15 protein-coding genes and 2 tRNA genes are annotated in these 13,353 nt (G+C 62.7%); 12 read left to right on the top strand and 5 right to left on the bottom strand.

Translation table 11 applies throughout. The features are described from left to right. Positions 1-4 precede the first annotated feature (4 nt). The 4 genes from hisA to hisB are packed head-to-tail and all read right to left on the bottom strand — an operon-like array spanning position 5 to position 2,266. A complete protein-coding gene (gene hisA, locus P3C50_RS16575; RefSeq protein ID WP_275546809.1) occupies positions 5-742 on the bottom strand; it encodes a 1-(5-phosphoribosyl)-5-[(5-phosphoribosylamino)methylideneamino]imidazole-4-carboxamide isomerase in 738 nt (245 codons plus the stop codon). Between the two features lie 37 nt (positions 743-779). Beyond that, positions 780-1,040, bottom strand: coding sequence for a DUF2164 domain-containing protein (locus P3C50_RS16570; RefSeq protein WP_177323719.1), 261 nt, complete (start codon positions 1,038-1,040; stop codon positions 780-782). Continuing rightward, on the bottom strand, positions 1,034-1,672 hold the full coding sequence (gene hisH / locus P3C50_RS16565) for an imidazole glycerol phosphate synthase subunit HisH (RefSeq protein WP_090429589.1): 639 nt from the start codon (positions 1,670-1,672) through the stop codon (positions 1,034-1,036). The genes P3C50_RS16570 and hisH overlap by 7 nt, the downstream gene beginning before the upstream one ends. Then, on the bottom strand, positions 1,673-2,266 hold the full coding sequence (gene hisB / locus P3C50_RS16560) for an imidazoleglycerol-phosphate dehydratase HisB (RefSeq protein ID WP_099526028.1): 594 nt from the start codon (positions 2,264-2,266) through the stop codon (positions 1,673-1,675). Positions 2,267-2,437: 171 nt separating this feature from the next. Between hisB and P3C50_RS16555 the strand changes: the two genes are divergently transcribed. The 12 genes from P3C50_RS16555 (at position 2,438) to P3C50_RS16500 (ending at position 13,052) form a co-directional block, all read left to right on the top strand. Beyond that, complete coding sequence (locus tag P3C50_RS16555; RefSeq protein ID WP_275546808.1) at positions 2,438-3,529, top strand: NAD(P)/FAD-dependent oxidoreductase; 1,092 nt, start codon at positions 2,438-2,440, stop codon at positions 3,527-3,529. Between the two features lie 80 nt (positions 3,530-3,609). Then, positions 3,610-5,835 (top strand): AsmA family protein, encoded by a 2,226-nt coding sequence (locus P3C50_RS16550; RefSeq protein ID WP_275546807.1) that lies wholly within the window; start codon positions 3,610-3,612, stop codon positions 5,833-5,835. Continuing rightward, entirely contained in the window at positions 5,832-6,899 is a 1,068-nt protein-coding gene (gene mutY, locus P3C50_RS16545; protein ID WP_275546806.1) for an A/G-specific adenine glycosylase, read from the top strand. The genes P3C50_RS16550 and mutY overlap by 4 nt, the downstream gene beginning before the upstream one ends. After that, the gene (locus P3C50_RS16540; protein ID WP_037055319.1) at positions 6,896-7,168 is read left to right on the top strand and encodes an oxidative damage protection protein; all 273 of its coding nucleotides are present in this window, start codon (positions 6,896-6,898) and stop codon (positions 7,166-7,168) included. Before mutY ends, P3C50_RS16540 begins: the two co-directional genes overlap by 4 nt. A gap of 153 nt (positions 7,169-7,321) precedes the next feature. Continuing rightward, positions 7,322-7,397, top strand: a tRNA-Phe gene (locus tag P3C50_RS16535). 247 nt (positions 7,398-7,644) lie between these two features. Continuing rightward, a complete protein-coding gene (locus tag P3C50_RS16530; protein ID WP_197859235.1) occupies positions 7,645-8,418 on the top strand; it encodes an ABC transporter ATP-binding protein in 774 nt (257 codons plus the stop codon). Between the two features lie 15 nt (positions 8,419-8,433). Then, positions 8,434-9,186: an ABC transporter substrate-binding protein gene (locus tag P3C50_RS16525; RefSeq protein WP_197859233.1), complete on the top strand. Its 753-nt coding sequence runs from the start codon at positions 8,434-8,436 to the stop codon at positions 9,184-9,186. A gap of 54 nt (positions 9,187-9,240) precedes the next feature. Next, positions 9,241-9,936, top strand: a complete 696-nt coding sequence (locus P3C50_RS16520; RefSeq protein ID WP_197859232.1) for an ABC transporter permease — start codon at positions 9,241-9,243, stop codon at positions 9,934-9,936. Then, positions 9,933-10,622, top strand: coding sequence for an ABC transporter permease (locus P3C50_RS16515; protein ID WP_275546805.1), 690 nt, complete (start codon positions 9,933-9,935; stop codon positions 10,620-10,622). The genes P3C50_RS16520 and P3C50_RS16515 overlap by 4 nt, the downstream gene beginning before the upstream one ends. Before the next feature lie 48 nt (positions 10,623-10,670). Then, the gene (locus tag P3C50_RS16510; RefSeq protein ID WP_275546804.1) at positions 10,671-11,885 is read left to right on the top strand and encodes a methyltransferase; all 1,215 of its coding nucleotides are present in this window, start codon (positions 10,671-10,673) and stop codon (positions 11,883-11,885) included. A 294-nt stretch (positions 11,886-12,179) separates the two neighbouring features. Next, positions 12,180-12,255: transfer RNA gene (locus P3C50_RS16505), tRNA-Thr, on the top strand. 491 nt (positions 12,256-12,746) lie between these two features. Then, positions 12,747-13,052 carry a hypothetical protein gene (locus P3C50_RS16500; RefSeq protein WP_038664426.1) on the top strand — a complete coding sequence of 102 codons (306 nt, stop codon included), beginning with the start codon at positions 12,747-12,749 and terminating at the stop codon, positions 13,050-13,052. On the opposite strand, the gene P3C50_RS16495 is transcribed toward P3C50_RS16500, so the two are convergent. Next, the gene (locus P3C50_RS16495) at positions 13,049-13,303 is read right to left on the bottom strand and encodes a helix-turn-helix domain-containing protein (RefSeq protein ID WP_003464196.1); all 255 of its coding nucleotides are present in this window, start codon (positions 13,301-13,303) and stop codon (positions 13,049-13,051) included. The two genes, P3C50_RS16500 and P3C50_RS16495, sit on opposite strands and share 4 nt — an antisense overlap. Positions 13,304-13,353 lie beyond the last annotated feature (50 nt).

The following is a 13,353-nucleotide window of genomic DNA, read 5'->3' as shown; positions in this document are numbered from 1 at the left end:
CGGTTTAACCTTTGAAGTTGTCGCAAAAGGCCTGCGCTTCGGCCACATCCAGGGTGCCTTCGTAGATGGCCCGGCCGGTGATGGCACCGATGATGCCTGGCGAGCGTGCCAGCAGCAGCTTCTCGATGTCGCCGAGGTTGTGGATGCCGCCGGAGGCGATCACCGGAATCTTGCTGGCGGCAGCCAGCGCGGCGGTAGCTTCGACGTTGCAGCCCTGCATCATGCCGTCTTTGGCGATGTCGGTATAAACGATGGCAGACACGCCGTCGGCCTCGAAGCGCCTGGCCAGGTCGGTGGCCTGCACGCTGGAGACTTCCGCCCAGCCGTCGGTGGCGACGAAACCGTCCTTGGCATCCAGGCCGACGATGACCTTGCCGGGGAAGGCCTTGCACGCCTCGGTGACGAACTCCGGCTCTTTCACCGCCTTGGTGCCGATGATCACGTAGCTGACGCCAGCGCGCACGTAGTGCTCGATGGTCTCCAGGGTACGAATGCCGCCGCCGATCTGGATCGGCAGGTTCGGGTAGCGCTTGGCGATGGCGGTGACCACTTCGCCGTTGACCGGCTGGCCTTCGAAGGCGCCGTTCAGATCGACCAGATGCAGACGACGGCAGCCGCCCTCGACCCATTTTGCGGCCATGCTCACCGGGTCATCGGAAAAAACCGTGGAGTCTTCCATGCGGCCCTGACGCAGACGCACGCAAGCGCCGTCCTTGAGATCGATAGCGGGGATAATCAGCATCGGTTGAACCTGCTCAAGTTTGAATTCGGTAAGGCGCTCAGCTCTTTTCGAGCGCCCAGAGGTCGCTCTCGATGCTTTCGAACCTGTCTTTCAGGTGCGCCTGCACGTCGAGAATCGCCTTGTTGTAGTAGTGCGGCGCCAGCTCGCGGGTGATCTGGTCGAGGACTTCCTGCACTTCGAAGGTGCCTAGCTGCAGCTCGAAACGCTCGTCGAGAAAGCGCTGCAGCATCAGCAGCGCGGCCTGCTCCTGGGCAGGCTCGAGCGCGAGACTGGGAGCCTTGTTGCGGGCCATTACCAGCGCCCATCCCAGGCGGCGAAGTTCTGCAGCAGCTGCAGGCCGTGGGTGTGGCTCTTCTCCGGGTGGAACTGCACGGCGAAGCGCGAGCCCTCGGCCAGTGCCGCGGCGAAGTCCTTGCCGTAGTGACCGCGACCGACCACCTGCTGCGGCTTGCCGGCCTCGATGTAATAGCTGTGCACGAAGTAGAAGCGCGCATTTTCCGGGATGTCGTGCCACAGCGGGTGCTTCACCGCCTGGCTGACCTCGTTCCAACCCATGTGCGGCACCTTGAGGCGCTCGCCGTCTTCGCTCAGGTCCTTGCCGAAGAAGCGTACCTGGCCGGGGAACAGGCCGATGCAGTCGACGCCATCGTTCTCCTCGCTGCGTTCGAGCAAAGCCTGCATGCCGACGCAGATGCCGAGAAACGGACGGTCGGCGCTGACTTCACGCACCAGCTCGTCGAAGCCCAGACGCCTGATCTCGGCCATGCAATCGCGGATTGCACCGACGCCGGGGAACACCACGCGGTCGGCCTCGCGGATCACCTTGGCGTCGCTGGTTACCAGCACGCGGCCGGCGCCGACGTGTTCCAGCGCCTTGGCCACCGAGTGGAGGTTGCCCATGCCATAGTCGATTACGGCTACCGTCTGCATTTACAGGCAGCCCTTGGTCGAGGGCATCTGCCCGGCCATACGGGGGTCCAGCTCCACCGCCATGCGCAGCGCGCGGCCGAAGGCCTTGAACACGGTTTCGATCTGGTGGTGGGTGTTGTGCCCGCGCAGATTGTCGATGTGCAGGGACACCAGCGCGTGGTTGACGAAGCCCTGGAAGAATTCCTGGAACAGGTCGACGTCGAAGTTGCCGACCACCGCGCGGGTGAACGGCACGTGCATCTGCAGGCCGGGACGACCGGAGAAGTCGATCACCACGCGCGACAGTGCTTCGTCCAGCGGCACGTAGGAATGACCGTAGCGGGTCATGCCCTTCTTGTCGCCGATAGCCTTGGTGAAAGCCTGGCCGAGGGTGATGCCGACGTCCTCGACGGTGTGGTGGTCGTCGATATGCAGATCGCCCTTGCACTCGATATCGAGGTCGATCAGGCCATGACGGGCGATCTGGTCGAGCATGTGCTCGAGAAACGGCACGCCAATATCGAATTTGGCCTTGCCGGTGCCATCCAGGTTGATCGAGACCTTGACTTGGGTCTCCAGGGTGTTGCGCTCGACGAATGCCGTACGTTCGGCCATCACCAGCTCCACGAATTGCTAACGGAAAAAGGCCAGCATTATAGGCGTGCCGGGGCGGCAACGGCTACCGGCGATGGTCGGATCCGCAGCGCAGACCGACGCGCCCATGCCGAAAAGCGCAACGCAGCTCTTGCTATGCTCCCGCCAACCAGCAAACACAGCGATACAGCCATGCACGAAGTCGACACCCTGATCATCGGCGCCGGCGCCCTTGGCCTGGCCTGCGCCGCCCGCCTGGGCGGGCCCGATACGCTGATTCTGGAGGCGGAGGGGCTGATCGGCAGCCACACCTCCAGTCGCAACTCCGAGGTCATTCATGCCGGCCTCTATTACCCGCCCGGCTCGCTCAAGGCCGAGCTGTGCCTGGAGGGTCGCGAACGTCTGTACGCCTGGTGCAACCAGCACGGGGTGGCGCATCGGCGGATCGGCAAACTGCTGGTGGCGGTGCAGGAGAACGAAATCGGCAAGCTCGAGGCGCTGGCCAGCAATGCCGAGGCCAGCGGCGTGAACGATCTGCAACCCGTCAACCGGTCGCGCCTGCGGGAGCTGGAACCCGCCCTGCGTGGTGTCCACGCCCTGCTCTCGCCGAGCACAGGCATCATCGACAGCCATGCCTATCTGCAATCGCTGCTGGCGGTGGCGGAGAGTCGCGGTGCACAACTGGTGCTGCACAGCCGCGTCGAACGCTTGCAGCGCGACGGCGACGCCTGGATCGCCAGCGGCCACAGCGCCGGCGAAATCTTTACCCTGCGCGCACAACGGGTGATCAACGCCGGCGGCCCCTTCGCCCAGCGCCTGGCCAGCACCATCGAAGGCCTGCCAGTGCCGCCACTGCATCTGTGCCAGGGCCGCTACTTCGGCTATAGCGGGCGCTCGCCGTTCTCCCGGCTGATCTACCCGATGCCGGAGGCCAATACTGCCGGCCTGGGCATCCATGCCACCCTCGATCTCGCCGGCCAACTGCGCTTCGGCCCGGACGTGCGCTGGCTGGATGCGCTCGACTACGCAGTCGACGAGGACCTGCGCGCGCCTTTCGCCGCTGCCATTGCCCGCTACTTCCCGGCAATCGATGCGAACCGCCTGCAACCCGGCTATGCCGGCGTGCGCGCCAAGCTCAGCGGGCCCGGGGAACCGGCTGCCGACTTCCTGATCCAAACCCCTGCCGACCACCGCCTGCCGGGCCTAGCCAACCTGTTCGGCATCGAATCGCCAGGACTCACCGCCAGCCTGGCCATTGCCGAGCGGGTCGCAGAAGCCCTGTAAGGCTATAATCGGCGCCATTATCGACGGCTGCGCCTCCACTGGCCGCCCGCACATTTCGTTATCGAAACAAGGACTCGTCCATGAAAGCGCTCGGCAAGATCCTGGGCCTCTTCCTTCTCGGCTTGCTGCTGATCGTAGTGGCGCTGCTGTTCGCCCTGACTCATCTGTTCGACCCCAACGATTACAAGGACGAAATCCGCCAGATCGCCCACGACAAGGCCAACCTCGACCTGCAGCTCAAGGGTGATATCGGCTGGAGCCTGTTCCCCTGGCTGGGCCTGGAGCTGACCGACGCTACCCTGGCCAGCGCCGACACGCCGGACAAGCCCTTCGCCGACCTGCGCATGATCGGCCTGTCGGTGCGCGTGATGCCGCTGCTGCGCAAGGAAGTGCAGATGAGCGACATCCGTGTCGACGGCCTCAATCTCAACCTGCAGCGCGACGACAAGGGCCATGGCAACTGGGAAGGCGTCGGCCGCCCGGCCCAGGCCAGCACCACGCAACCAGCGCCCAGCGAACCTACACCGAGTGAAGACACACCGCCGAGCCAGCCGAACGAAAAGCCGGCCGCCCAGCCGGTCAAGCTGGATATCGACAGCCTGACCCTGAGCAACTCGCGTGTTGACTACAGCGACGCACAGAAGGGCCAGCAATTCACCGTCGAGAATATCGAGCTGAAAACCGGCGCGATTCGCGAAGGCGCCAGCATTCCGGTCAAGTTCAGCGCCTTCTTCGGCACCAACCAGCCGGTGCTGCGTGCACGCAGCGAAGTCGAAGGCCAACTGCGCTTCGACCGCGCCCTCAAGCGCTACCAGTTCGAAGACCTCAAGCTGACCGGCGAGGCGTCCGGCGAACCGCTCAAGGGCAAGACCCTGAACTTCTCTGCCCAAGGCCAATTGCTGGTCGACCAGGCCGCCAATATCGCCGAATGGAACGGCCTCAAGCTCTCTGCCAACCAGTTGCGCGCCCTCGGCGAGATCAAGGCGCGCGAGCTGGGCGAGGACGCCAAGATTTCCGGCGGGCTGTCCATCGCCTCGCTGAACCTGCGCGAGTTTCTCGACGGCATCGGCGTCGAACTGCCGGCCATGCAGGCCAGCGACGCCCTTAACCAGTTCGAGCTGGTCAGCCGCCTGAACGGTTCGAGCAAAGGCATGATGTTCGAAGAGCTCAACCTCAAGCTCGACGGCAGCACCTTCACCGGCAAGCTCGGCGTGGCCGATGTCAGCAAGCAGGCGCTGCGCGTCGACCTCAAGGGCGACAAGCTCGACCTCGATCGCTACCTGCCACCGAAAGCCAAGGACAGCCCCGCTGCTGCGCGCAAGGCCGAGGTCAAGGAAAGCATCGCGATCGCCGGCAAGGACGGCACCACCCCGCTGCCCAATGCCCCGACCCAGCAGGCCTGGAGCAACGAGAAGGTGCTGCCGGTGGACCAGCTGCGCAAACTCGACCTGCAACTGGCGCTCAGCCTCGGCCAGCTCACCTACGACAAACAGCCTTTCACTGACGTCAATCTCAAGGCCAATGGCCGTGGCGGCCTGATCACCCTGGAGGAAGCGCGCGGCAAGATGCAAGGCGGCAGTTTCGCTGGCAGCGGGCGCATCGACGTGCGCCAGGCCGAGCCGATGATCAGCGTGGAAAAACGCCTCAGCCGCATCCCGCTGGAGCCGCTGTTGAAGAAGGATGATCAGCCGTCTCCAATCAAAGGTCAGCTCGACCTCGATGCCAAGTTCAACACCCGCGGCAACAGCCAGAAGGAGTGGGTCGAGGCACTCAACGGCAACGCCAGCTTCGTCCTCAACGACGGCGTGTTGGTCGATGCCAACCTCGAACAGCAGCTGTGTCGCGGCATCGCCACGCTCAACCGCAAGTCGCTGAGCAACCCGCCAACCGGCAAGGACACCCCCTTCCGCGAGCTCAAGGGCAGCCTCAGCGTGCGCGACGGCGTCGCTCACAACCCCGACCTCAAGGCCCAGGTTCCCGGCCTGGCGGTCAGCGGCAATGGCGATCTCGACCTGCGCGTACTGGGTCTCGACTACAAGGTCGGCATCACCATCGAAGGCGACAAGCGTGAAATGCCGGACCCGGCCTGTCAGGTCAACGAACGCTACGTCGGCATCGAATGGCCGCTGCGCTGCCGCGGTCCGCTGGAGCTGGGCGCCAAGGCCTGCCGCCTGGATCAGGACGGCCTGGGCAAGATCGCCGCACGCCTGGCTGGCAACAAGCTGACCGAGAAGCTGGAAGAGAAACTTGGCGACAAGGTCAGCCCGGATCTGAAAGACGCACTCAAGGGCCTGTTCAACCGATGAGTCCCGAGCAGTTCAACGGCGCCGTGCTGGCCTGGTACGACCAGCACGGGCGCAAGGATCTTCCCTGGCAGCAGAACATCACGCCTTATCGCGTCTGGGTTTCGGAAATCATGCTGCAGCAGACCCAGGTCAGCACCGTGCTCGGTTACTTCGACCGTTTCATGGCTGCATTGCCGACGGTGAAAGACCTGGCCGAAGCACCGGAAGACGAAGTGCTGCACCTGTGGACGGGCCTGGGCTACTACACCCGCGCACGCAACCTGCAGAAAACCGCGCAGATCATCATGCACGAGCACGGCGGCGAGTTCCCGCGCAGCGTCGAGGCACTCAGCGAGCTGCCCGGTATCGGCCGCTCCACCGCTGGCGCCATCGCCAGCCTGAGCATGGGCGTGCGTGCGCCGATCCTCGACGGCAACGTCAAGCGCGTGCTGGCGCGCTACGTGGCGCAGGAGGGCTATCCGGGCGAGCCGAAGGTGGCCAAGCAGCTCTGGGACGTCGCCGAGCGCCTTACGCCGCACGAACGGGTCGGGCATTACACCCAGGCGATGATGGACCTCGGCGCTACCCTGTGCACCCGCAGCAAGCCCACCTGCCTGCTATGCCCGGTGCGCAGCGGCTGCCAGGCGCATCTGCTCGGCCTGGAAATCCGCTACCCCATCCCCAAGCCACGCAAGACGCTGCCGCAAAAGCGCACCCTGATGCCACTGCTCACCAATGCCGCCGGCGACATCCTGCTCTATCGCCGCCCGTCAACGGGACTGTGGGGCGGCCTCTGGAGCCTGCCGGAACTGGAAGACCTGTCTCAGCTCGACGACCTCGGCCAGCAGCAACAGCTCGAACTCGGCGAACGCCGCGAACTAGAAGGCCTGACCCACACCTTCAGCCACTTCCAGCTCGCCATCGAACCCTGGCTGGTGCGGGTGACCGAGCAGCCAAGCCGCGTGGCCGAGGGCGACTGGCTCTGGTATAACCTCGCCACCCCGCCGCGCCTGGGCCTCGCCGCCCCGGTGAAGAAGCTGCTGAAACGCGCGGCGCAAGCCATTACCGCTGGAGAACCGACATGACCCGCACCGTGCTGTGCCGCAAATACAAACAGGAACTGCCCGGCCTGGATCGCGCGCCCTACCCCGGCGCCAAAGGCGAAGACATCTTCAACAACGTTTCCAGGCAAGCCTGGGACGAGTGGCAGAAGCACCAGACCATGCTGATCAACGAGCGTCGTCTGAACATGATGAACGCCGAGGACCGCAAGTTCCTCCAGGCCGAGATGGACAAGTTCCTCTCCGGTGAGGAATACGCCCAGGCGGAAGGCTACGTACCGCCAAGCGAATAAGAATGCTTGTGGGAGGGGCTTCAGCCGCGACAGTGTGCTGGGTACACAATCCGTCTCCAGCCCCTCACGAACCTAAGCGCCCGAAATAATTAAATATTTTTCAAACTCGCGCTTGACACTGATCCTTCAAATCCGTCTAATAGCGCCCCGTTGGCCCAGGTAGCTCAGTTGGTAGAGCAGGGGATTGAAAATCCCCGTGTCGGCGGTTCGATTCCGTCCCTGGGCACCACTGATATACGACAAAGAGCCTCAGCCACGCGCTGGGGCTTTTTGCTTTCTGCGTCCGGCATTTTTCTCGTGCCATTGTTTCGCCTGCGCGACAAGCAGCTGCAACCAGGCGACACCCGCGACCCGGCCACGCGCTATCGCCCGGCAAACGGCTTGGCGGTCACGGAAACGCTATGCTAGCTTGGCCGCCTGCCAGGACGGCCCGCCGTACGCCGGAGCGCATTCGAAGAAGAAGAGGATCCCACCCCATGGCCGAGGCAACGCCCGCGCTGGAAATTCGCAACCTGCACAAGCGCTACGGCGATCTCGAAGTGCTCAAGGGCATTTCCCTGACGGCCAAAGACGGCGATGTAATCTCCATTCTCGGCTCCTCCGGCTCCGGCAAGTCCACCTTCCTGCGCTGCATCAACCTCCTGGAAAACCCGCACCAGGGTCAGATTTTCGTCGCTGGCGAGGAGCTCAAGCTCAAGGCCGCGAAGAACGGCGAGCTGGTTGCTACAGACAACAAACAGATCAATCGTCTGCGCAGCGAGATCGGTTTCGTCTTCCAGAATTTCAATCTGTGGCCGCACATGAGCGTGCTCGACAACATCATCGAGGCGCCGCGGCGCGTGCTCGGCCAGAGCAAGGCGGAGGCCATCGAGGTGGCCGAGGCACTGCTGGCCAAGGTCGGTATCGCCGACAAGCGTCACGTTTACCCCAACCAGCTTTCCGGCGGCCAGCAGCAGCGCGCAGCCATCGCCCGCACCCTGGCCATGCAGCCGAAAGTGATTCTGTTCGATGAGCCGACTTCGGCGCTCGACCCGGAGATGGTACAAGAAGTGCTTAATGTGATTCGCGCACTTGCCGATGAAGGTCGCACCATGCTGCTGGTGACTCATGAAATGAATTTCGCTCGTCAGGTATCCAGCGAAGTGGTGTTCCTCCACCAGGGCCTGGTCGAGGAACAGGGGCCACCGGCCCAGGTGTTCGACAACCCGAACTCGGCACGCTGTAAACAATTCATGTCCAGCAATCGCTAACACGGAGCAACACGCATGCAGAACTATAAGAAGATCCTGCTGGCCGCGGCCGCCACCCTGGCTTTCGGCACCAGTGCTGTCGCAGCTGACAAACTCAGACTCGGCACCGAGGGCGCTTACCCGCCCTTCAACCTGATCGACGCCAGCGGCAAGGTCACCGGCTTCGACGTGGAAATCGGCCAGGCGCTGTGCGCCAAGATGCAGGCCGAGTGCGAAGTGGTCACCTCCGACTGGGATGGCATCATCCCGGCGCTGAACGCCAAGAAGTTCGACTTCCTGATCGCCTCCATGTCGATCACCGAAGAGCGTCAGGCAGCGGTCGATTTCACCGAGCCCTACTACACCAACAAGCTGCAGTTTATCGCACCCAAGTCGGCCGACTTCAAGACCGACGAAGCCAGCCTCAAGGGCAAGGTGATCGGTGCCCAGCGCGCCACCATCGCCGGTACCTGGCTGGAAGACAACATGGGCAAGGTGGTCGATATCAAGCTGTACGACACCCAGGAAAACGCCTACCTCGACCTGGCTTCCGGCCGACTCGACGGCGTGCTGGCCGACACCTTCGTCAACTGGGAATGGCTCAAGAGCGACGCTGGCAAGGACTTCGAGTTCAAGGGCGACCCGGTATTCGACAACGACAAGATCGGCATCGCCGTGCGCAAAGGTGATCCGCTGCGCGAGAAGCTGAACACCGCGCTGCAGGCCATCATCGAAGACGGCACCTACAAGCAGATCAACGACAAGTACTTCCCGTTCAGCATCTACTGATGACCTGAGGGCACTGCGCCGCCGACCTGGCGGCGCGGTCGCCCGAGCCCTCCGATGATTTTCGATCTCCAAGGATTCGGCCCCGCCCTGGCCGCCGGCACCCTGATGACCATTCAACTGGCGCTTTCCGCGCTGGTTCTGGGTCTGGTGCTCGGCCTGCTCGGCGCGCTGGCCAAGACTTCGCCGTACAAGCCGCTGCAGTGGCTCGGCGGCAGCTATTCCACCATCGTACGCGGCGTGCCCGAGTTGCTCTGGGTACTGCTGATCTATTTCAGCACCGTCAACGTATTGCGCGCGCTGGGCGAAAGCCTGGGCGTCGGCAGCCTGGAACTCAGCCCGTTTGCTGCGGGCGTTATCGCCCTTGGCTTGTGCTTTGGCGCCTATGCCACCGAGGTATTCCGCGGCGCCATTTTGGCCATTCCCAAGGGGCACCGTGAAGCGGGACAGGCACTCGGCATGTCCAAGGGCCGCATCCTGTGGAAGCTGATCATGCCGCAGATGTGGCGCATCGCCCTGCCCGGTCTGGGCAACCTGTTCATGATTTTGATGAAAGACACCGCCCTGGTGTCGGTGGTCGGCCTGACCGAAATCATGCGCCAGGCACAAATCGCGGTTACAGCCACCAAGAATCCGATGACCTTCTTCCTGGTCGCCGCCATCATCTATCTGGGGCTGACCATCATCGCCATGATCGGCTTGCACTTCCTTGAGAAGAAAGCCTCACGCGGCTTCGTCAGGAGCAACCAATGAACTGGGAGCTGATCTACAAATACCTGCCGAAGATGTTCGAGGGCGCATTGCTGACCGTCGAGCTGCTGGCAGTTGCCGTCATTGCCGGACTGATCCTGGCACTGCCCATGGGTATCGCCCGCGCGTCGAAACACTGGTACGTACGCGCCCTGCCCTACGGCTACATCTTCTTCTTCCGCGGCACACCGATGCTGGTGCAGCTGTTCCTGATCTACTACGGCCTGGCCCAGTTCGATGCCGTGCGCCAGAGTGTCTTCTGGCCCTATCTGCGTGATCCGTACTGGTGCGCGGTGCTCACCATGACCCTGCACACCGCCGCTTATATCGCCGAGATCCTGCGCGGCGCCATCCAGGCCGTACCGCCAGGCGAGATCGAGGCTGCACGCGCCCTGGGCATGTCGCGCACCCAGGCCATGCTGCACATCATCCTGCCGCGCGCCGCGCGTATCGGCCTGCCGGCCTATAGCAACGAAGTGATCCTGATGCTCAAGGCCAGCGCCCTGGCCAGCACGGTCACACTGCTGGAACTGACCGGCATGGCACGCACGCTCAATGCCCGCACTTACGTAAGCATGGAGTTTTTCTTCACCGCCGCACTGTTCTACCTGGCCATCACCTTCATCCTGATCAACCTCTTCAAGCTGCTGGAGCGCTGGCTGCGCGTCGACGCCTGCCAGGGCCGCTAAGCCTGCGGGCCGCCTGCACAGACGGCCCGCCCTTCCGCCATAGACGCCATGTCCGAGCCGATTCTTACCTCAGGCGAACTGCTCGCCCGCTTCCAGGCGCTGGACAGCTTTCTCCTGCAGCATCAGGCGCTGTGGCGGCCAAGGCCGTTTTATCACCTGCGCCTGCCCTGGGAAGCAGAGTTGCCCGAGCTTGCCGCCTGGCTGCGCAGCCGCTCTCTGGAGCAGGCGCAAGCCAGCGACAGCGACCTCTTTGCGCTCGCGGCACCCGCTCCGTTTACCGAACTAGCCCGCCAGGCGCAGGCGCTCAGCCAGTTGGGCGAACTCCCGAGCCGCGACGCTCCAGCGCGCTCGCCTAACCTTAGCGTCGATGTGCCCGGTAGAAAGCTGGCGCAGATTCAGGCCTTCGCCAGTCACCTGCAGTTTCAACAACAGCCCACGCACTGGCTGGACTGGTGCTCCGGCAAGGGCCATCTTGGTCGCTGGCTGACCCAGACTGATCAGCGCTTGACCTGCCTGGAGTACGACCCGGCACTGATCGAATCCGGTAGCGCATTGAGCAAACGGCTGGGGCTGGATGCCATGCACCTGCAGCAGGATGTGCTGGCCGGTGATTGCAGCGAACGCCTGAGCAAAGAACACACCCCGGTCGCCCTGCACGCCTGTGGCGACCTGCACGTACGCCTGCTGCAACTGGCCAGCCGTAATGGCTGCTCGCAACTGGCGGTCGCTCCCTGCTGCTACAACCGCATCGCCGGCAAGCAGTACCAAACGCTTTCGACAGCGGCGCAAGCATCGGCGCTGCAGCTCTCACGCGACGATCTGGGCTTGCCGCTAAGCGAGACCGTCACGGCCGGCGCCCGGGTACGCAGGCAACGCGACCAATCCATGGCCTGGCGCCTGGCCTTCGACCTGCTGCAGCGCCAACTACGCGGTATCGACGAATACCTGCCGACGCCATCGCTGCCCAGCGAGTGGCTCAGCAAACCCTTCGCCCGCTTCTGCCATGACCTTGCCGCCCTGAAAGGCGTGGCCTCGCCCGGCGAGCAGGACTGGGCAACACTGGAGGCGAGCGGCTGGCAGCGTCTGGCCGAGGTGCGCAACCTGGAGCTGCTGCGCAACCTGTTCCGCCGCCCACTGGAGCTCTGGCTGCTGCTGGACCGCGCCCTGTATCTGGACGAACAGGGCTATAGCGTCAGACTGGGCACCTTCTGCGATTACCAACTGAGTCCACGCAACCTGCTGCTTCTGGCGGAACGCGCCTGAGTTGCTCACAGAACCTGTGGATAACTCTGTTGATCCTTTCTGGGCAACCCCTGCAAAGCCAATCGGGAACAGCCTCGCAAACATCTGATCATTTTTTGCTCAACCGCATAAGCTCTAACAAAAACAATGAGTTGCAAAAAAAGCGTGACCGATTGCACAGACAAGGTGCGCACCTATCGCACGCGCCTTCTCTTTGTGCATAAGCCAAAAGCTATTGATAGCCAACCCTGGAAAAGCCAGGCTCGAACATAGCTTTACTCAGGCCGACGAATGGATATAATGGCGCCCCACCTAGCCGGTATAGCTCAGCTGGTAGAGCAACTGACTTGTAATCAGTAGGTCCCGGGTTCGACTCCTGGTGCCGGCACCATACAAATCAAAGGGTTACGTGAAAGCGTAGCCCTTTTTTGTGCCTGAAATTCGGCTTGGGGTAGGATTGGGGTAGGGATTTGCCACCACACCACCACTCGGTTAGAAAAAATCTGCGCCAGTCTTACGACCGCTCATCGGGCTATTTCATCCGCCATCACCGATGACGCCCTCCGCATCACATCCCCCGCCATCAAAATCTAGGCATTACCAGCATCTTGAAGGCTACTCATGGTCAGAGCCTTTTTCGCCGATATCCCGTAAAGTGCCACCTTGCAGGGCCTCTGCGGGCAGCATAGGGTGATTGGGCGGGTCGACAGACCTGGCTTCAGGAACACAGCGCCAGAGGATTCTTGTGTCATGGTGGCTGCATGCGGGGCGCTTCGGCGCGCCGAGTTCCTAGAGTCTCGGTCTTCCACACCCGCATGCAGCCGCCACCCTTCGTGTGGAAGCGAAAGGTGGTGGCCTCTCTAAAACTCTAGAGGTCACCCTATGCCGCAGACCAACATCCCTTCGGGCACCACCGACTCAGTGCCCCAAGCCCTCGACGCGTTTAATGGCCTGTTCACTGTTCGCACTGACGTCACCTCCGGCCAACTGCATGATGAAGCCCAGCTTCGCCAAAACGCCGCAGTCGGCATGCTCCACGCACTCTCCAGTGCAAGTGACTTGAACACCTTGGAAAACCATTTGCTTCTGGACTGCATCATGGCACTACGGCTGCTGTGCTCCGATGCGGCTGCGCTGTACGCGGCAGCATGCGAACGCAGCAAAGCAGAAAATCTGCTCCAGCCTTAAGCGTCCTTACGCGCTAACTCGGTCTCGAAGCGCTGCACGAATTCGACGAGGCCGATGTTCAGCGCGTGGCAGATATCCCGCAGTTGGACGAGATCAATCCGGCGCAAGCCGCGCTCGATATCGCTAGCAAACGACTGTGGGCGCTCCAGCGCTTGGGCGAATTGCGCCTGGGTCAAACCAGCTTCCACTCGACACTGCTTTAGCAGTCTGAGCAGCACCAGGTTCTCATCCCGATACACCGACTTTTCCAACGGGTACACCTCACGCTTGACAATCCGGCAAGGGTATATCTAATCTACAG

It is taken from the genome of Pseudomonas sp. Marseille-Q0931 (assembly GCF_940789645.1).
In the GTDB taxonomy this organism is placed as follows: domain Bacteria; phylum Pseudomonadota; class Gammaproteobacteria; order Pseudomonadales; family Pseudomonadaceae; genus Aquipseudomonas.
The sequence above is the reverse complement of the archived record's forward strand: the minus strand, read 5'-3'. Positions and strand labels throughout refer to the sequence as shown.

Bases quoted from the DNA above. Each gene is read 5' to 3' on its own strand.
- hisA (WP_275546809.1), bottom strand. From the start codon at position 742: ATGCTGATTATCCCCGCTATCGATCTCAAGGACGGCGCTTGCGTGCGT.
- hisH (WP_090429589.1), bottom strand. From the start codon at position 1,672: ATGCAGACGGTAGCCGTAATCGACTATGGCATGGGCAACCTCCACTCG.
- hisB (WP_099526028.1), bottom strand. From the start codon at position 2,266: ATGGCCGAACGTACGGCATTCGTCGAGCGCAACACCCTGGAGACCCAA.
- P3C50_RS16555 (WP_275546808.1), top strand. From the start codon at position 2,438: ATGCACGAAGTCGACACCCTGATCATCGGCGCCGGCGCCCTTGGCCTG.
- P3C50_RS16550 (WP_275546807.1), top strand. From the start codon at position 3,610: ATGAAAGCGCTCGGCAAGATCCTGGGCCTCTTCCTTCTCGGCTTGCTG.
- mutY (WP_275546806.1), top strand. From the start codon at position 5,832: ATGAGTCCCGAGCAGTTCAACGGCGCCGTGCTGGCCTGGTACGACCAG.
- P3C50_RS16540 (WP_037055319.1), top strand. From the start codon at position 6,896: ATGACCCGCACCGTGCTGTGCCGCAAATACAAACAGGAACTGCCCGGC.
- P3C50_RS16530 (WP_197859235.1), top strand. From the start codon at position 7,645: ATGGCCGAGGCAACGCCCGCGCTGGAAATTCGCAACCTGCACAAGCGC.
- P3C50_RS16525 (WP_197859233.1), top strand. From the start codon at position 8,434: ATGCAGAACTATAAGAAGATCCTGCTGGCCGCGGCCGCCACCCTGGCT.
- P3C50_RS16520 (WP_197859232.1), top strand. From the start codon at position 9,241: ATGATTTTCGATCTCCAAGGATTCGGCCCCGCCCTGGCCGCCGGCACC.
- P3C50_RS16515 (WP_275546805.1), top strand. From the start codon at position 9,933: ATGAACTGGGAGCTGATCTACAAATACCTGCCGAAGATGTTCGAGGGC.
- P3C50_RS16510 (WP_275546804.1), top strand. From the start codon at position 10,671: ATGTCCGAGCCGATTCTTACCTCAGGCGAACTGCTCGCCCGCTTCCAG.
- P3C50_RS16500 (WP_038664426.1), top strand. From the start codon at position 12,747: ATGCCGCAGACCAACATCCCTTCGGGCACCACCGACTCAGTGCCCCAA.